At 42.1% G+C, this 17,504-nt stretch carries 14 protein-coding genes and 1 riboswitch; of the genes, 4 read left to right on the top strand and 10 right to left on the bottom strand.

Annotated elements, in window-relative coordinates; genetic code table 11:
* Positions 1-83: 83 nt before the first annotated feature.
* Positions 84-185, top strand: a riboswitch (TPP riboswitch).
* A 60-nt stretch (positions 186-245) separates the two neighbouring features.
* A complete protein-coding gene (tenA, locus tag LLY41_RS21070; protein WP_076258332.1) occupies positions 246-935 on the top strand; it encodes a thiaminase II in 690 nt (229 codons plus the stop codon).
* Between the two features lie 121 nt (positions 936-1,056).
* On the opposite strand, the gene LLY41_RS21065 is transcribed toward tenA, so the two are convergent.
* Complete coding sequence (locus LLY41_RS21065) at positions 1,057-1,764, bottom strand: DUF1287 domain-containing protein (protein WP_304586506.1); 708 nt, start codon at positions 1,762-1,764, stop codon at positions 1,057-1,059.
* A gap of 401 nt (positions 1,765-2,165) precedes the next feature.
* Here LLY41_RS21065 and LLY41_RS21060 point away from each other — a divergent pair, with 401 nt between their 5' ends.
* Positions 2,166-3,002, top strand: coding sequence for a DUF6843 domain-containing protein (locus LLY41_RS21060; protein ID WP_304586505.1), 837 nt, complete (start codon positions 2,166-2,168; stop codon positions 3,000-3,002).
* 126 nt (positions 3,003-3,128) lie between these two features.
* Here the strand turns inward: LLY41_RS21060 and LLY41_RS21055 are convergent, their stop codons facing one another.
* The 3 genes from LLY41_RS21055 to LLY41_RS21045 are packed head-to-tail and all read right to left on the bottom strand — an operon-like array spanning position 3,129 to position 7,946.
* Positions 3,129-4,934: an ABC transporter substrate-binding protein gene (locus tag LLY41_RS21055; protein WP_304586504.1), complete on the bottom strand. Its 1,806-nt coding sequence runs from the start codon at positions 4,932-4,934 to the stop codon at positions 3,129-3,131.
* 32 nt (positions 4,935-4,966) lie between these two features.
* The gene (locus LLY41_RS21050; RefSeq protein WP_304586503.1) at positions 4,967-6,481 is read right to left on the bottom strand and encodes an ABC transporter permease; all 1,515 of its coding nucleotides are present in this window, start codon (positions 6,479-6,481) and stop codon (positions 4,967-4,969) included.
* Positions 6,482-6,494: 13 nt separating this feature from the next.
* Positions 6,495-7,946 (bottom strand): ABC transporter permease, encoded by a 1,452-nt coding sequence (locus tag LLY41_RS21045; protein ID WP_304586502.1) that lies wholly within the window; start codon positions 7,944-7,946, stop codon positions 6,495-6,497.
* A gap of 132 nt (positions 7,947-8,078) precedes the next feature.
* On the opposite strand from LLY41_RS21045, the gene LLY41_RS21040 reads away from it, so the two are divergent.
* Entirely contained in the window at positions 8,079-9,836 is a 1,758-nt protein-coding gene (locus tag LLY41_RS21040) for an ABC transporter ATP-binding protein (RefSeq protein ID WP_304586501.1), read from the top strand.
* A gap of 129 nt (positions 9,837-9,965) precedes the next feature.
* Here the strand turns inward: LLY41_RS21040 and LLY41_RS21035 are convergent, their stop codons facing one another.
* The 5 genes from LLY41_RS21035 to LLY41_RS21015 form a co-directional block, all read right to left on the bottom strand.
* Positions 9,966-10,787: a manganese catalase gene (locus LLY41_RS21035; RefSeq protein ID WP_304586500.1), complete on the bottom strand. Its 822-nt coding sequence runs from the start codon at positions 10,785-10,787 to the stop codon at positions 9,966-9,968.
* 109 nt (positions 10,788-10,896) lie between these two features.
* Positions 10,897-11,904: a FecCD family ABC transporter permease gene (locus tag LLY41_RS21030; protein WP_304586499.1), complete on the bottom strand. Its 1,008-nt coding sequence runs from the start codon at positions 11,902-11,904 to the stop codon at positions 10,897-10,899.
* Positions 11,901-12,911 (bottom strand): FecCD family ABC transporter permease, encoded by a 1,011-nt coding sequence (locus LLY41_RS21025; protein ID WP_304586498.1) that lies wholly within the window; start codon positions 12,909-12,911, stop codon positions 11,901-11,903. Before LLY41_RS21025 ends, LLY41_RS21030 begins: the two co-directional genes overlap by 4 nt.
* A 100-nt stretch (positions 12,912-13,011) precedes the next feature.
* Positions 13,012-13,938 carry an iron-hydroxamate ABC transporter substrate-binding protein gene (locus LLY41_RS21020; protein WP_304586497.1) on the bottom strand — a complete coding sequence of 309 codons (927 nt, stop codon included), beginning with the start codon at positions 13,936-13,938 and terminating at the stop codon, positions 13,012-13,014.
* A complete protein-coding gene (locus tag LLY41_RS21015; protein ID WP_304586496.1) occupies positions 13,889-14,734 on the bottom strand; it encodes an ABC transporter ATP-binding protein in 846 nt (281 codons plus the stop codon). The genes LLY41_RS21020 and LLY41_RS21015 overlap by 50 nt, the downstream gene beginning before the upstream one ends.
* 213 nt (positions 14,735-14,947) lie before the next feature.
* Between LLY41_RS21015 and LLY41_RS21010 the strand changes: the two genes are divergently transcribed.
* Complete coding sequence (locus LLY41_RS21010; protein ID WP_304586495.1) at positions 14,948-15,997, top strand: NAD(P)/FAD-dependent oxidoreductase; 1,050 nt, start codon at positions 14,948-14,950, stop codon at positions 15,995-15,997.
* A gap of 178 nt (positions 15,998-16,175) precedes the next feature.
* Here the strand turns inward: LLY41_RS21010 and LLY41_RS21005 are convergent, their stop codons facing one another.
* The gene (locus LLY41_RS21005; protein WP_304586494.1) at positions 16,176-17,390 is read right to left on the bottom strand and encodes an MFS transporter; all 1,215 of its coding nucleotides are present in this window, start codon (positions 17,388-17,390) and stop codon (positions 16,176-16,178) included.
* Positions 17,391-17,504: the final 114 nt, after the last annotated feature.

Below are 17,504 nucleotides of genomic sequence, written 5' to 3'. Positions count from 1 at the left end.
TTCAAGAGTTATGGACAAACTTCAAAATTTATGAGCGAAAAACATCAAGTTAGACAATCGATAAAAAATAATTAAAAATGTTAGAAAACTGCTAGGGGCGCTACGGCTGAGATAAGGAGCTTTTCCTTTGTCCCTTGGAACCTGATCTGGATAATGCCAGCGCAGGGAAGCAGTGAGGACCTCAATATAAATCCTCATGCTTTTTCCCCGGCAGCTTCTGTATTTAATTAAGGAGGCTATTTTTTATGACTTTTTCAGAGATACTGCGCAAGGAAAATGAAGATTTGTTTCAGCTGATATTTGAACATCCATTTGTCCAGGGTATCGGGAGAGGGGATGTGCCGAAAGAGGCACTGGCTCATTACATTAAAGCGGACTTTGAGTATTTGAATGCGTTCATGCATATTTATGGGATTGCCATTTCAAAGTCTGCAGAGCGTAAGGATATTGCTTATTTTAATCAGCAAATAGAATTCGTATTGAACAGCGAAGTACATCCCCACCATAATTTTTGCCAGCAGATTGGCGTGGATTACGAAGCACTGCAGGGTTATCCGCTCCCTCCAACAGCTGATCATTATGTTAAGCACATGATGTATCATGCCCACACAGGCGGCATGGGTGAAATCCTTTCTGCATTATTGCCTTGTCCATGGACTTATTGGGAGATTGGGCTTGAGCTCATGAAGCAATATGAGCCAGATGAGAACCATCCGTTTTATCCGTGGATCTCTTTTTATGCAAATTTAAGGGTCGAAGCTGTGACCATGAATATGAGAAACCGTTTGGATGAGCTTGCTGATGCGGCATCACCGGAAGAAAGGCAGCGAATGAAGGACGCTTTCCGAAAAAGCTGCCAGCTGGAGCTTGGCTTCTGGGAGATGGCTTATACCTGCGAAGAGTGGCCGGCGGGCAGTCCGGCAGCAGTCAGATAGAAAAACGTAAGCGCCTCGCTCACCCCCGACACCTCGAGGGGCAGGCTGCTTGCGCTAGACAGTTATCGAAGTTCAAAATTTTTTTCTTTCATATTTAATAAGAAAAACGCCTGCATCTGCTTTATGGCAGTGCAGGCGTTTTTTCAAAGTCCCATCTGTAATGAGCGGTAATGGGAGTCTTAAAAGAAGATAGTTTTACTTCTGCTGCAAATGGTGTGGAGTTATGTATCACGTATGGAATGCCATCCTTCGTCCGCTTGTCAGATATGATTGCCACATGGTCGAATTTAGGGGAAAGAAAAACCACGATGTCACCCGGCTGCCATTGCTTAAGGTTCTTAACATCTCCTGGAATCAGTTCTGTTGTTAATGACATTGCGAACCGGCTAAAAAAGATATTCTGGTTTGGCACCCTTCTGAAATCAATGTTCGGATCAGGCTTGCCCTGGACTCTTGAATACAAGTCCGTATTCTCGGCGATATCCTGATCAATAAGATCCTTTATGATTACATCAGCCCCTTGGAATCCTCTCCATATCACGTCTGTACAGACACCTTCGCCATCGGGCGGATAGCCTCCCGCATAGTAGGCACTTTTATATGGCGTGCGCTGTTCAACTTCTTTTCTGGCTGTGATTACCATATCAAGCGGATCAGCAATACCGTTTTGATTTGAATCGGCCTGTGAGTAATCAGAGGGCACCTCCAGTTTCTTTGAAAAGGGATTCCCGAAATGAATGCCAATGGAATCCAGAATGATTCCGCTCCGGAAAAGAAGAATGAATAATAATAGAACGCTAATAATTAAAGCTGCCAGTTTTTTAATCATAATAACTCCTCTTGGACTTTTAATAATTAGACGGAATTTTTTACCAAAGAGTTTCATACTGATATGAAAACTGTAGAGGATAAGTATGTCAGTTTTATTAAAATAGGCTGTTCTCGCAAAGATTGTTGCTATTTATATTATATTTACTGAGTTGATTGGAGTGGAAGGTGCGAGACTCCTACGGGAGTAGCGGGACAGGTGAGACCCCACAGACGCGCAGCGTCGAGGAGGCTCACCGCCCGCCCCGTGGAAAGGGAGCATCCTGGAGCGGAAATCAACGGACAACATTGATAAACGAAAAACAACAATTTATACGAAAAGAGCCTTAAAATAAAACCAATTATCTGTGTTAAAATATACGTGAATATATTCACAATAAAAAGAGGGGAATGACTCATAATATGCTGGGATCAAAAATAAAAACCGCCCTGCAGGCTTCCATTCTTTTTACCTTCGGATTTTGGCTTCTCTTTTTCTTTTCTGAAGGGGAACTGTTTTCTTTTTTCCTGATCGTGGTTTTTTTGTACTGTTTATTCGGAAATGTTATATACGGCATTCCGGTTTCACTGCTTTCTGAGTTTCTAACCAGAAATCTGACAGTATGGCGGTTCCCTGCCTCTGCATTTTTACATACCTTTTTAGCTGCTGTGACCTATTTTTTTGTGGAAGGGTTTGCTTATTATGCAGTAATTGCTGCGGTTCTTTTCTTTTTAGTTGACGAGTGGAGAAAGTGGGACCGTGAGATGCCGGGGGGCAGGAGAATTACCATAAATACAGCCGGGTTTCTCATCGCCTGCCTTCTGCCGGCAGGGTTCTTCTGGATGCTCCAGCAGGCAGATCTGGAAGAAAAAACGCATGACCTTTATCTGATTCCAAAAGGGTATGCTGGTCAGGTGAGGATTGTTCATGAAATAGAGAAGGCTCCTGCGCCTGAGACAGAAGGGGAGTATGATGTATTTCGGGTGAATGACAGGGGATATGCCATTACCTCTTTGCCGCGGAGTGAGGGGTATATTGAAGACTTGTACTATTATGTGGATGACAAGGGAAAGCGTGAACCTATACCGGACAGCTGTATTTCACATGGCGGGGCAGGCGGTGTACAGGGAGATGGATATGACTATTCGTATACCTATTTTTCAGTTGGCTGTGAGGAAGACATAACTGATCAGGGCAATGGCCCAGGTATTGAGGATATTCTTTATGAAGAAGGATTAATCAATCAAACGTTTGATTGAAATGGAAAACAGTCTGGATATCTCAGGCTGTTTAATTATTTTAGGCTAAATAAAATGACCAAATGTTTATTAACGGTACAAAAAATGGCACCTCTCTTTTGTAAGATGGGTGCCATTTTTTTCTGCTTATTTGCTATCCTTATATTTTTTCAAGAATTCTTTCACTTTTTCAGGATCTGCTGTTAATTCATTTCCTGTATCGACAAGCGGGCTTACAGTTGATACGGCTTTAATTTTGTTGCCCTGATAGTAATTAATGAATTCATCCTGATTGATGGAATAAAGAATTGCTTTTCTTAAATCTGCGCTGTTGGCTACTTCACGATGTTTTGTGTTGAAGAGCAGGTAGCTTACACCGTTGCTTTCAATTCGCTGCAGCTTCAGTTTGCTGTCCCCTTCAACAATATCGTATTTCGTTTCTGGAACCCCATAGTACATATGGATTTCGCCATTGCGCAATGCGGATAGTGCGCTTTCCTGTTCAGCTATGAAACGCACTTTAATGTTTTCAATTTTTGGTTCGTGCTCTGTTCCTTTCATATAGCCGGGATTCTTTAGGAAGACTGCTTCATAGTCATTTTTATATGAAAGGATGTAAGGGCCGCTGGCAAAAAGAGTGTTGTTGTATTTACTTCCTTCCGTAACTGTATTTTGGTCGCCGTAAGGAATATCCTTGTTTACATCGAAGGAAGCAGCATCATATGTGTTAATGCTTTCTACTTGTTTCTTGGATACAATCCCTGCTGATTGGTGTGCAAGGTAATTCAGAACTTGAGGGAAGGGCTCTGTTGTTGTCATTTTTACAACCTGGTATTTTCCTTCCTGGCTGCTTGCTTTAGACTTATCAGCAACAAGCTCTTTAATCTTCACATCTAAATCTTTTTCTAGAGCTTCTCTGACTGTTTCATCACTTCCTGATTGTTTTATATCCAAAGCTTTGAGGTCTGTTACAACTTCTGCATCCTTAATATGTTCATGAAGGCTGTAGGTGCGGTGATCTGGTACAGAATTTTTATCCTTTGCACGGTTTAGAGAGAAGATAACATCATCTGCTCCAACTCGTTCGCCTGTATCTGCAGCTTTCTTGTCTGTAATTTTTGCAAAGTTAATGTCGTCTCTCAAAAGGAAGTAGTACTCTGAATTTCCATCTGCAATGCTGTAATTGTGAGATAAGGAACCGTCAGATGTGATTTGGTCGTCATCTGTGAGGTTTACCAGACGCACATACATATTTGTGTTAAGTGTATTAATAGAACCGTCATTCCCTTTAACGGGATCAAGTGATGTCAATGTTGAAATGGTTTGCTGCATAATGAGCGGATCTGATGCACGTTTGGAAGTATCGTTGAAATCCATTGCTTCCCACGCAAGTGCACGTGATTTCGATAATCTGACTGTATCTGGATTCAATACTTCCTGATTAATGCCTTGTGCTTTATATGAGATGTAGAGAGGTGCAATATAAGCTTTGTCAAAAACAAGTTTTTGTTCTAATTCTTTATATGTTTCTTTGTACTCATCAGGTGTTTGTGTGCTGGCCTTATCGATCAGTTTGTCAATTTCCTCGTCACCCATAATGCTGTAATCTCCGCCCGTTTTAAAAAGTGAACGAACTGCATAATCAGGGTTTCCGGTTACAGTTGTCCAGCTGGACAGGGCCACATCGAAATTGCCTGCATCCTGCTGTGCCTTAAAGCTGCCGTAATCAGGCTGAATATTAAGCTTTACATCAAACCCATTTTTCACAAGCTGATCACGTAAAATGTTAATGTCGGCTTCACTGCTGCTCATGCCCAAAATTTCAATCGCAGGTTTAGAGCCATCAGTTTCTCCATCATTTACTTTTTTATCTGTAACATCAGATTTTGTATTTACACAACCTGCTGCTAAAAGAACCAGTGCGAAAAGCATAAGTAAAATTCTTTTTTTCATAATATGTTCCTCCTTGAATAGTATGGTTTCTATTAATCTAATTTAGGATCCAGCGCGTCCCGCAGTCCATCACCTAAAAAGTTAAACGAGAGTACCAGAGCAATAATAGCCAGGCCGGGATAGATTGCCAGATAGGAATGGGACTCAAGATATGTGCTGCCTATTTTTAATATGTTTCCCCATTCAGGGATATGAGGTTCTACACCAAGGCCAAGATAGCTCAGGCTGCTTGTAGCGATAACGGCTCCTCCAATGGTTAAAGTAGACTTAACAATCATGGGAGCCAGTGAATTAGGAACAACATGTCTGAATATAATTTCCAGGCTGCCTGTGCCAAGAGCACGGGCAGATTCTACATATTCATAGTTAGAAACCATAAGGACATTTGCGCGCATTGTTCTTGCATAAGTAGGAATGGCGCCAACGCTTAATGCCAGAATCAAAGTCACCGTATTAGATCCAAATGCTGCAATGATAACGATGGCCAATAAAATGCCAGGGATTGCGTATAAGATATCAAGCAATCTCATAATAATATTGTCGGTCCGCTGACCGTAATAACCTGAAACCGCTCCAAGTATGCCTCCGATAATAAACGGAATGGCTGTAGAAAAAAATCCTACGACTAAAGAGATCCTCGCTCCGAAAATGATTCTGGAAAATAAGTCTCTTCCAAAGTCATCCGTTCCAAGAGGATAAGTGAGGCTCGGGGACTGAAGAATCGCCTGGTAATTGTTTTCTATTGCCATACTGTAATCGAACGTTAAATAACTGCACACCGAAATGGTAAAGAGAAAAATAATAAAGAAAAGCCCGAGCATTGACGTCATATTATGAGAAATTTTGTCCCAGACTTTATACCAGTTGCCCAAACCAGGATTTCGGCTTCCGCGTAATTTTAAGATTAAATTCCAGCCGAGCAGTATGGCAAATAGATTTCCTGTCATTCCTGTAAGGATGAGCAGGATAGCGATATAGATCATCCAAGGCGGGAAATCTCCACTCTCGGAATACTTTATTACCAGAATTAGTGCCGATAGATGGAAGACGGTGATGCCGATCAAAAGAAAGATCCCCAACAGGAACGTATCGGCTACATAGGGCTTAAATAGATTAAGTGCTGATATTGCAATGATATAGAATTGGGTAAGCAGCAAGTAAACACCGAAGATGTATTCAGGTGATTTCCTTTCCTTTATTAGCAGAAAGGCTGCGCTGGCAGTAAAAATATTGCCGGAAGGAATACTTAGCAGCTGTACATAACCCAATCTACGGGTTGAGAGCTTAATATACCCAAAACGGGTAAGATCCCGTTTGATCAGCAGTGTAATAATGATTTGAACAATTGTAAAAAACGCATAGACTGCAAAAAAAGTGAATACATAAGGCTTTATTGATTTACTGGTAAATTCATAGCTGTTATACAGAAGAATTAAGGTAATAGCCAGCGAGATTACCCATGTGAAACTTGATTGAGTATATTCAGAAGATACCTTAAGAGCATGCTTCTTTTTGTAGCTGGGCAATTCCATCAGAATATTAGACATATTTACACCTGCTTTAATAATGTTTCATCTTTGATCGAATTCGAGGATCGAAAAACGCATAGAGAATATCAATAAATAGATTAACTAAAGAAATAGTGATCGCGATGTAAACAACTCCGCCCATAATGCTCGGGATGTCAGGAATAAATTGTTTGTCTACAATATAGCTGCCGATTCCGCTGATATTGAACACCTTTTCTGTTACAGCAGCACCGCCAAGCATGCCTCCAAATAATAGGCCGATAACGGTGATAACTGGAATCATTGCATTATTTACTGCATGCTTCCAAAGCACTTGTCTCTGGCTTAGACCTTTTGATCTAGCTGTAATAATGTAATCTTCGTTAATTACTTCAAGGGTGGAAGACCTCATCATTCTCGCAATAGATGCTGTAAGAGCAGTTCCAAGAACAACAGCAGGCATAATGATAGATAGCCAGTTTTGCGGACTATAAGTGGCGGGAAGCCACTGCCATTTTATTGAAAAATTCAAAATGAATATTAGCCCCTGCCAAAAATTAGGGATAGATAGCCCGATCAATGCAATAAACATAAATGTGTAATCAAAAAATGAGTTCGGCTTAGTCGCTGAAATAATGCCAATCGGGATGGCAATGACAATAGCCATAACTAATGAAATGAGAGCAAGAGTAAGGGTAATTGGGAATTTTCTCGCAATCGCTGATGAAACCTCTTCATTCCCTGTAAAAGAAGTTCCAAGATCGAAAGTAGCAATTCCTTTAATCGCATTCCATAATTGTGATAAATATGACTGATCGAGTCCATAAATACTATTGAATGCTGCGATTTGTTCTTTTGTTGCCGTTTCGCCGATAATATTGGCTGCTGGATCAAATGGCGATAAGTACAAAATAGTAAAAACAAGAATAGCAACTCCAATGATGACAAGCACACTCATAACAAGTCTTTCGAAAATATATTTCGTATAAGGATTACTGTACAGAAGTATGAGAAGATACATAGGAAGACCTGGCACAAAGGATAAGATCAAAAATAAAGGGTGAGACATTAGGGATAGAAGAGTATCTTTGAATGTGATTCTTTCCTTGCCTTGCAGGACTAAGAGCTCCTGTGTTTTCTCATGAACCATTTTTTGAAATTGTTCTTCTGCCTGCTTTTTCGCTTTTTTATCTATTTCATGAGCGGATTTTTTTTGCTTGAAAAAGGCCTGTTTTCTTAATAGCTGTTCACTAAGCTCCAGGTATATACGATCCTTTATTCCATCTTGCAGCAATTCATCCTTCGTCTTTGCATATATAGATGAATACGAATCATTCTTTTTCTTATAAAAATAGAAAAAAAGTACAAATAGATTAATGGGCAAACCTAAAATAAATAGTAAGTATCTATACATTGGACGATGCTGCATCTTGTTATATGTATGACTGATTTTATAAATGAGACTATAAGGATTATTTGTATAATCTTTTGTAACCGCTGCCATTGGAAACCCCCTTCCTTAAATTGCATTATTCCGACCTGTATAGTATATTTTAGAGATAGTATAATAAAAAATCAATATATTGTTAAAAATAGAATATACATAGATAAATAGTTTAATTGGCAGGTGTAAATTGTGGATTCCATTTTAAAAGTTAATAATTTGCGCGTATCATTCCAATCTAAGGATCAGGAGTTTGAAGCTGTACGAGGGGTTAGCTTTGAATTGAAAAAAGGGGAGACTCTGGGCATTGTCGGTGAGTCTGGGAGCGGCAAGAGTGTTACAGCCCGTTCCATTATGCGTCTTCTTCCCTCTCCTCCTTCTTATATGAAAGAGGGAGAAATATTATTCCTGGGTGAGAATCTAATAAATAAAACGGAAAGAGAAATGGAAAGTATCCGCGGAAGGGATATTGGGATGATCTTTCAGGATCCAATGACATCCCTTAACCCCACCATTCGGATCGGCAAGCAGGTTGCAGAAAGTTTAATCAAGCATCAGGATTTATCTATCAAAGAGGCAAAGAAACAAGCCATTGAATTGCTGAAATTGGTTGGCATCAAAAACAGTGAAGACCGATTTAATCAGTACCCGCATGAATTCTCCGGAGGAATGAGGCAGAGGGTTATGATTGCTATTGCCCTGGCCTGCCGCCCGGCGCTTTTAATTGCAGATGAACCAACAACAGCTTTGGATGTTACCATTCAGGCACAAATCTTAAATATTATGAAAGGGATGCAAGATAGATTTGGTACGTCAATTATTCTTATTACCCATGATCTTGGTGTGGTTGCAGGAATGTGTGATCGTGTTGCTGTGATGAAGGACGGAGAGATTGTAGAGACAGGCACGGTGGAGGAAATCTTTGAACAGCCGAAGCATCCCTATACTGTAAAATTGTTAAATGCATTGCCGCGTCTCGATGAGAAAAAGAAACCCAAGCCTGCACCTATACTTTCACCAGAAATGGACCCGAATCTTCCGCTTCTGGAAGTTAGATCATTAAAACAGCATTTTGATATGGGGAAAGGGGATATTGTAAAAGCAGTAGACAATATCAGCTTTTACATTAAGCCTGGTGAGACTCTTGGTCTGGTAGGGGAATCTGGCTCAGGGAAGTCAACTACAGGCCGTGCGATCCTGCGTTTACATGAACCCACCGATGGGGAAATCCTATATCAGGGAATGTCAGTAAACGGAATGAACAAAAGTGAAATGAAAGCCATGCGGAGCCATATGCAAATGATTTTTCAAGACCCGTATGCGTCTTTAAATCCGCGCTTTAAGGTTCTTGATATTATTGGTCAAGCACTGGATATTCATGGGTTATATGAAACAAAGGCTGAAAGAAAGAATCGAGTAATAGAATTGCTTGAAATGGTAGGGCTGAATGGCTCACACGCAGATAGATATCCCCATGAGTTTTCGGGTGGACAGCGGCAGCGAATTGGAATAGCGCGTGCATTGGCGGTAGAACCGCAATTTATCGTATGTGATGAACCGCTGTCTGCTCTGGATGTATCAATTCAGTCTCAGATTGTAAAGCTGCTTGAAGACTTGCAGCAGCGCCTGGGGCTTACTTATTTATTTATCGCTCATGACCTCTCAATGGTGAAGCATATCAGTGACAGGGTTGCGGTCATGTTTGCAGGCAAAATCGTTGAATTGGCGGAGAGTGAAGAACTTTATTCTAATCCCCAGCACCCGTATACAAAATCTTTATTATCTGCCATTCCGATTCCTGACCCAAATATAGAGAAGAAGAAAAAAAGAGTGATGCTGGAAGAACAAACAGATGAAGACAGATATGAATTAAGGAACTCAGAGCTTGTTGAGGTATCAGAAGGGCACTGGGTAGCGATGCCAGTAAAGGCGGCAGCTTATTACAAATAAAAGACCTGTTTCCTTGAAGAAACAGGCCTTTTGCTGTATCAAAGAGAAGTCCAGGCAATTCAATCAAACGTTTGATTGAAAAAAAACAAACAGGCTGAATGCTTCAGCCTGTCTTGTTCAAATATTATTTTAATCCATCGGCAATGTGTTATGAAGATTTGGAGGTGCCGGCTTAAGCATTGGCTTGTCACCTTCCGGCTTCGGATTGCTAACATATTTGTATTCTCCCTGGCCATCAAGAGCTGGGCCCTGTGCCCATCTGCCAGTGCTGCTTTCTTCGCCTGCTGAGAAGTTGTAAAGTGTGTAAGCGATATCTGTGCGTTCTTTTTCACGAGGGAAGGTACTAGGGACAAGAAGACCTTCTTTTTCTTCAAGCCCTGCAATCGCAGCAGCCCATTGGTTTTGGTGGTAGGCATCTCTTGCAATCAGGACAGATAGCAGATCTTTAATGCCCTTATCATCTGTCATTTCATAGAGGCGTGCAGCCTGCACCCGGCCCTGCGACTCTGCATTTAAGTTTGAACGGAAATCTGCTAATAAGTTTCCGCTGGCTGTAATATAAGTACCCATCCAAGGGTTCCCAACACTGTCAGCCGGTCGTGCACCCAGTCCGGAGACAATGGCATGCTGAGGGTTCATTCCTCCCATGATCGCGCCAACGACTGGATCCTTCGCTGCCTCTTCCTGCTGATTAATTGGGGCATTGTCCATCAGTCTGGCAACCATTGTCGCGAGCATTTCCACATGTCCAATTTCCTCAGTTCCTATATCAAGGAGAAGATCACGATATTTTTCATTTCCGCGAGTGGCCCAGCCCTGAAACATGTACTGCATGGCAACGGTCATTTCACCATATTGGCCGCCAATCAATTCCTGAAGCTTTTTCGCAAAAACGGGATCCGGACGTTCCGGCTTTGCTTCAAATTGCAATTCTTTTACATGAAAAAACATCTAAATTCCTCCAATCTACTTAACTGTTAAATGATGAGACTCTATATATTTGCCCAATAATTCCAGAAAAAAACATAAAAAATAAAAAAATGACGTGCAGGCCGGCACGTCATTTCTTTAATAATAGATACATAAAATATGGAGCTCCGATAATCGCAACCATAATTCCGGCTGGCAGGCCGTCCGGATCCGCCAGGTTCCGGCCGAGTGTGTCGGCGAATAGGAGCAGCCAGCCGCCTAAAAGAATGGCGATCGGAAGGAACAGCTGATTCCGTGGTCCGACAAGCGCTTTAGCCATATGCGGAGCAATTAAGCCGATAAAGGCAATTCCGCCGGTTACAGACACAGCTGAAGCTGCCAATGCAACGGCTGTCAGCAGAAGGGTGATCCGTTCTTTTTCAATGGATACCCCAATTCCGATGGAGACAGGCTCACTTAAGCTTAAGAGATTCAAACGATTTGCCTTATATAAAGTGAATGGAATAAGCACAAGCAGCCAGGGGAGTAGCGCCAAGATGAAAGGCCAATCGGTTCCCCAAATATTTCCTGATAGCCATTTCGCTATGAAATCGACTTTCTCTCTTTCAGCTGATGAGATCAGGACAATCATCACTCCGGATAGCGCCATGGAAAAACCGACGCCGACGAGCACCATCTTTACTGGCTGAAGCCCCTCGTCTTTTTTATAAGAAAAAGCATAGATGAGGATAGCAGTAAGCAAAGCGCCGAAAAATGCGCATAACGGCAGCATGTAGACGAAAGTGCCAGCTTCAATCGGGATGAACAGAAAGAAAACGGCGATCGCAACCCCTGCACCTGAATTTATGCCGATGATGCCTGGGTCCGCCAGGTCATTGCGTGTAATCCCTTGTAAAATGGCACCGGATAGTGCCAGTGCCATACCGGCTAACACTGTGATAAATACTCTTGGCAGCCGTATGGAAAATAACACAAACTCCTCTTTAAAAGTTCCCTGTCCCAGGATGGTCGGGATTAACCGGTCATAGGAAAGGGAGGCATAGCCTAATCCCATTCCAATAACAATGGTTACAATAATAAGTACGGATAAAATGGCCATTAAAATTCGCTGTTTTTTAACTAACTCTGGCTGAATCATGAGAACGCCTTACCCCCTTTATGAACAATGAACAGGAAGAAAGGCAGCCCCATTACGGCAATGATGGCCGCAACAGGAGTTTCGTAAGGAGCATTGATGGTTCTCCCGAGTGTATCGGCAAGAAGCATAAATGACGCTCCTGTGAGAGCGGACATGGGAAGAATAAAACGATAATCTGTTCCAACTAATGCACGGACGATATGAGGCACCATCAATCCGATAAATGCCATATTGCCGACCAGTGCAACAGCTGCCCCTGCAAGCAGGGTGACTAAGATAAACAGGATGACTTTAATCTGAGTTGTATTTTGTCCCAAGCCTACAGCCACTTCTTCATTTAAGCTTAGTATCGTAAGCTGCCTGGAAAGAAAAAGGGATACGAGTATGCCTGCTGAGATAACCGGGACAATTATTTGCAGCTGGGTCCAGGATGTGCCGACGAGCCCGCCTGCAGTCCACAAGCTGACATCTTTTGAAATTTTAAAATAGATGCCGGTGCCTTCAGCTATTGCAAAAAGGAAGGCAGAAACCGCGGCTCCGGCTAAAACGATTCGAATCGGAGAAAAGCCTCCTTTTTTCATGGCGCCAATGCCGAAAACCATTCCTGCACCGATAGCCGCACCGATGAAACAGGCGAACAGAATTCCAATGTAATTTGCAGAAGGGATAAGAACAAGCGTTATGGCAAGTGCAGCATTTGCTCCGGCCGTTAATCCGAGCAGGCCTGGATCAGCAAGAGGGTTTCTTGTCATTCCCTGCATGATGGCGCCAGAGATGCTAAGAGCTGCTCCTACAAAAATGGCCGCAATTTCACGGGGCAGACGGATTTCACGAATGATGGAGATTTTTTCTCCTGAAGCATTGGAGGTTAGTGCAAGCCAAACATCTCTGACCGTAACATCCGCTGCCCCGAACACACAGGCAGCCACAAACATGCAGGCAAAAATAATGAAGCCTGCCGCAAGTTTATATACAAATGGAATGAAGGATTGAGCATCTTTAGTCATTGTACTTCCATCTTTCTTCGGGTTTATTTTTACCGTTCGGGAACTGTCTTTTTAAATAGGAAAGAGGAATTCCTAAATATTAAGAATCCCTCATGAAGTATTAGTTGCCTAAAAATGATTCTTTAAAGAACTCCAGCTGTGCATCAAGTGTGATTGGATCACTGAAGGAAGCGCCATTGCCTTCCATTTCAAAAACACGATTATTTTTCACAGCAGGGATATTTTTGTACGTATCGGTTTCCTGGAATGAGTGATCTGCATCAGAATATTTGCTTATCACAATATAGTCCCCTGCATATTCCGGAAGCACTTCAGCTGAAATGGCATAGTAGCCATCTTTTAAAGCCATTTCCTTAACCTTTTCAGGCATTTTTAAGTCCATTGCCTGATAGAGGATTTCAGTTCCGCGAGCCCAGTTATCGCCAAAAACATAAAGCTGTTTGTCGAAGATTTCAAATACAGAAACGGTTGCATCTTCGCCAATTTTTGCACGAATGTCTTCCCCGGCTGCTTCAGCACGCTGTTTGAAGTCAGCTACCCATTTCTTTGCTTCTTCCTCTTTATTAAGCAGCTTTCCGATTTCCTCATGCTGAGAAAGATAATCTAATTTACCCCATGTATACGTTACAGTTGGTGCAATTTCCTTAAGCTTATCGTAGTTTTTAACAGTAGATAAGGCAATAATCAAGTCTGGTTCTAATTCAATTATTTTTTCAAGGTTATCTTCAGATACTTCTTCAGCATCCTTCAATTGTTCTTCAAAACGAGGGTTATTCTTGGACCATGTATCCGCTCCAACGATATTTACGCCTAATTGCATAACATTTCCTGTGAAGCCTGAAAGGAGGACAACTCTCTTAGGATCAGCCGGGACCTCAACCGGGCCAGTTTCAGATTCATAAGTGATCGTACCGGATTTTTTATCTTCCTTGGGTTCAGATGAGCTTGAATCTTTTTCTTCTGTATTGCCGCAGGCGCTAATTAGCAGAAGCAGCAAGATCGTAAACGGGATCAATAGTTTCTTCATGTTGATTTTCTCCTTTTAGTAAATTATAAGTTATACACATTGGTTTGTTTGTGCGGGGATCGCGTCCTATGACTGCATCAATATTGAACACCTTCCTTAAAACATCCTGTGTAATGACTTCTTCATAGCTTCCTGATTTAACAATCTCACCATCTTTTAGTGCGACGATATGGTCGGCAAAACGGGCTGCCTGGTTTAAATCATGGAGGACCATTACAATGGTGCGCTCCTGTTCCTCGTTCAGCTTTTGAAGAAGTTCGAGAACTTCAAGCTGATGTGCCATATCTAAATAGGTGGTTGGTTCATCAAGGAAAATGATATCGGTTTCCTGTGCAAGTGCCATGGCGATCCAAACTCTCTGGCGCTGGCCGCCTGACAGAGCGTCGACAGGGCGGAATTTAAATTCTTTGGTGCCTGTCACTTCAAGAGCCCAGTCGATGACTTCATAATCCTTTTTCGTCAATCTTCCGAATCCTTTTTGATAAGGGAAGCGTCCGTATGAGACGAGCTCGCCTACTGTTAAACCGCTCGCACTTTCAGGTGTTTGAGGCAGGATAGCCATCTTCCTGGCAAGGATTTTTGTATTTTCCTTTGAAATGTTCTCCCCATCTAAGATGACAGTGCCTGATTGATGGGAAATGATTCGGGTAATGGCTTTTAAAAGGGTGGATTTCCCACAGCCGTTTGGACCAATGATTGTTGTGATTTTCTTATCGGGAATCTGGACGCTGAGATCCTTTACAATTAGCCGTTCGCTATACCCAATGTTCAAGCCATCTGTATATAGACGGACCATTATGTAACCTCCGTTTATATGAAAATTTTTTTTAATTAGTGATAATGATTATCAGTGTCGGTTCCTTTTTACTATAAGTCTAGTTAAGTTATAAGTCAACAGTATTTAAAGGAAAAGCACAAAGGGAAATTTTCATTGTCAAAGGAGAAGAAAGGACGTATAGTTGAAGTGAGAATGATAATCAATAATAATTGGTTATAGGAGTGAACGGGAATGAAGCAGATGGAGATCTATGATGTAACGGTTATTGGAGGAGGCCCGGCTGGACTTTACTCCACTTTTTACAGCGGTTTAAGAGAAATGAAAACGAAACTGATTGAATTTCAGCCGCAGCTGGGCGGAAAGATCCATGTGTATCCCGAGAAAATGATTTGGGATGTCGGCGGGTTAACTCCAACTCCGGGAGCAAAGCTGATTGAACAGCTGGTCGAGCAGGGGCTGACCTTTAATCCGACGGTTGTGCTAAATGAAAAGGTGGAATCCATCAGTAAGAATGAAGATGGAGTTTTTGTTTTAAAAGGGTCTTCAGGAGAAGAGCATTTCTCAAAAACAGTGATTGTGGCAGTTGGCAGCGGTATTCTAAAGCCGCAAAAGCTGAAAATTGAAGGCGCAGAGCGCTTTGAGGTCTCCAATTTAAATTACACAGTCAAGTCTCTTGCCCATTTCAAGGATAAAATAGTGATTGTGTCAGGAGGAGGCAATTCTGCAGTAGACTGGGCCAATGAATTGGAGCCCGTTGCCAGGCAGGTATACATCACTTGCAGACGGGATGCGTTAACTGGTCATGAAGCTCAGGTTTCACAGCTGATGAATAGTTCGGTGATCTGCATTAACCATACGTCCATCACCAAATTAATTACAGGCGGAAATCACGAGGAAATTGAACAGGTGGAATTGACCAACAATGAAACGGGCGAGGTTTCATATCTTGCGATCGATGAAGTGGTGATTAACCATGGATATGAGCAGGATACGGAACTCTTGAAAAATAGCAATCTGAATATTAAAATGCTCGAAGATTTCTATATTGCAGGCAACGCAAACAGCGAGACGTCAGTTGAAGGACTATATGCTGCAGGGGATATTCTTAAGCATGACGGCAAGCTTCACTTGATTGCGGGAGCCTTCCAGGATGCTGCGAATGCAGTAAATAAAGCGAAGCAGTACATTGAACCTGATGCAGCCGGGGCAGCGATGGTTTCTTCACATAATGATGTTTTTAAAAAGCGGAACCGGGAATTGGTGAAGCAGCTGGTTCGCTAGGGTCAAAAAACTTAAGCGCACATAAATTTTTTTATCCGCACATAAAACCGGGTTATGCGCACAGAAAAAACCTTATCCGCACATAAAGTTAGGCTATCCGCACATAAACCGAAAAAACGCCTGTAATTAAGACAAAATAGCAGTAAAAAAACCGGCCCACATGATGTGAGCCGGTTTTTTACATACTGATCTTTTCTTTTATCTGTACTTCTGTCCGAATTTGCTTGAATTTAACAAAGAAAGCAGTTGTCATGACTAAGGATAGAATGCCAAAGATCACGACCATTATCTGAAGTCCAACGGCATCCAGCAGGAATCCTGTCAGCAGGAGCACAATCTGGAAAATAACACGATCGAGCATGTTTCGGAAGGAGAAGAATCTTCCGTGGAATTCCTTTGGCACCCTTGTTTGAAATATGGTGGCTGCAGTTGGGAAGAAGCAGCCAACGGCAAATCCGAATACAAAGAAGGCCGCAATGGATAGAACGGGCACATCCGCAAAGTACAGAAGCAGCTGTGAGACGCCAATGACAAATGAGAAGAAAAATAAGATAGCATAAGGCGAACGCTTTTGGCTTATTTGCTTGACGATAAATGCGCCGAGCATGAAGCCGATTCCCTCTGCAGTATAAATTAACCCTTTAATGGATGAACTGTCCTGAAGCTCGCTGATGTTGATGACCATCAGGTTGAAACCGCCAAGAAACAGCAGTGGGACCAGCGTTAAGATCAGTGTCATGAAAACAATGGGGAGGCCTTTAATAATCGGGAAAACCTCCTTGAATCCTCCGCTGTTTTTCGCAGACTCTTTTCCAGGGCCTTGCTGTTCCCTTTTTTCCTCGAAGTCCATAAACCAGGTTAATCCGAATAGAGCCAGGTAAGCGACCAGCGACCCGATATAAAGCATGGATAATGGCAGAATGACTAACAGAACACCAGCCAATGCTGTACCCAATATCCTCGAAAGGGTGGACACATTCATGTGCACACCATTCAGCTGCAGCAAATCTTTCTCGGCAACTACAAGAGGGATGGCTGCCTGCAGTGCAGGAAAGTAAAAGGCTGCTGACAATTGAATCATAACCAGGAACAGAACCATCCACCACACAGAGCCCGTTTGAATAGCAATCAGCATAAAAATAACACTAATGGCCCTGACAAAACCTGCTCCGAGCATTACCGTCTTTTTATTCAGCTGGTCTGTAATTCTGCCGGCAAAGGGGCCAACTGCAATTCCTGCCAGCAGACCGGATGCAAGAATAAGTGATTTAAGGAAATCAGAAGGAACCTTTTCCTGCATAAACTCTAGGTTTCCTATAATGCCAAGCCAAAGGCCCAGCCCTGCTATAAATTCACCAGTTAAAAGAATCCACACATTTTTATTTTTCCACATATAATGGCCTCACAATTTCAGTAAAATTTCGTTAATCTAAAGATACTATAAACTTACAAAATAATGAATCTATTTTTTAAAACAGTTGAAAATGAAAATCGTTATCAATTATAA

The sequence above is a fragment of the Cytobacillus firmus genome, from assembly GCF_023612095.1.
Taxonomy (GTDB): Bacteria; Bacillota; Bacilli; order Bacillales; family Cytobacillaceae; genus Cytobacillus.
The sequence above is the reverse complement of the archived record's forward strand: the minus strand, read 5'-3'. Positions and strand labels throughout refer to the sequence as shown.

Excerpts from the sequence above, each read along its gene's own strand:
- LLY41_RS21065 (WP_304586506.1), bottom strand. The coding sequence starts at position 1,764 with ATGATTAAAAAACTGGCAGCTTTAATTATTAGCGTTCTATTATTATTC.
- LLY41_RS21010 (WP_304586495.1), top strand. The coding sequence starts at position 14,948 with ATGAAGCAGATGGAGATCTATGATGTAACGGTTATTGGAGGAGGCCCG.
- LLY41_RS21020 (WP_304586497.1), bottom strand. The coding sequence starts at position 13,938 with ATGAAGAAACTATTGATCCCGTTTACGATCTTGCTGCTTCTGCTAATT.
- LLY41_RS21055 (WP_304586504.1), bottom strand. The coding sequence starts at position 4,934 with ATGAAAAAAAGAATTTTACTTATGCTTTTCGCACTGGTTCTTTTAGCA.
- LLY41_RS21050 (WP_304586503.1), bottom strand. The coding sequence starts at position 6,481 with ATGTCTAATATTCTGATGGAATTGCCCAGCTACAAAAAGAAGCATGCT.
- LLY41_RS21015 (WP_304586496.1), bottom strand. The coding sequence starts at position 14,734 with ATGGTCCGTCTATATACAGATGGCTTGAACATTGGGTATAGCGAACGG.
- LLY41_RS21035 (WP_304586500.1), bottom strand. The coding sequence starts at position 10,787 with ATGTTTTTTCATGTAAAAGAATTGCAATTTGAAGCAAAGCCGGAACGT.
- tenA (WP_076258332.1), top strand. The coding sequence starts at position 246 with ATGACTTTTTCAGAGATACTGCGCAAGGAAAATGAAGATTTGTTTCAG.
- LLY41_RS21045 (WP_304586502.1), bottom strand. The coding sequence starts at position 7,946 with ATGGCAGCGGTTACAAAAGATTATACAAATAATCCTTATAGTCTCATT.
- LLY41_RS21025 (WP_304586498.1), bottom strand. The coding sequence starts at position 12,911 with ATGACTAAAGATGCTCAATCCTTCATTCCATTTGTATATAAACTTGCG.
- LLY41_RS21060 (WP_304586505.1), top strand. The coding sequence starts at position 2,166 with ATGCTGGGATCAAAAATAAAAACCGCCCTGCAGGCTTCCATTCTTTTT.
- LLY41_RS21030 (WP_304586499.1), bottom strand. The coding sequence starts at position 11,904 with ATGATTCAGCCAGAGTTAGTTAAAAAACAGCGAATTTTAATGGCCATT.
- LLY41_RS21005 (WP_304586494.1), bottom strand. The coding sequence starts at position 17,390 with ATGTGGAAAAATAAAAATGTGTGGATTCTTTTAACTGGTGAATTTATA.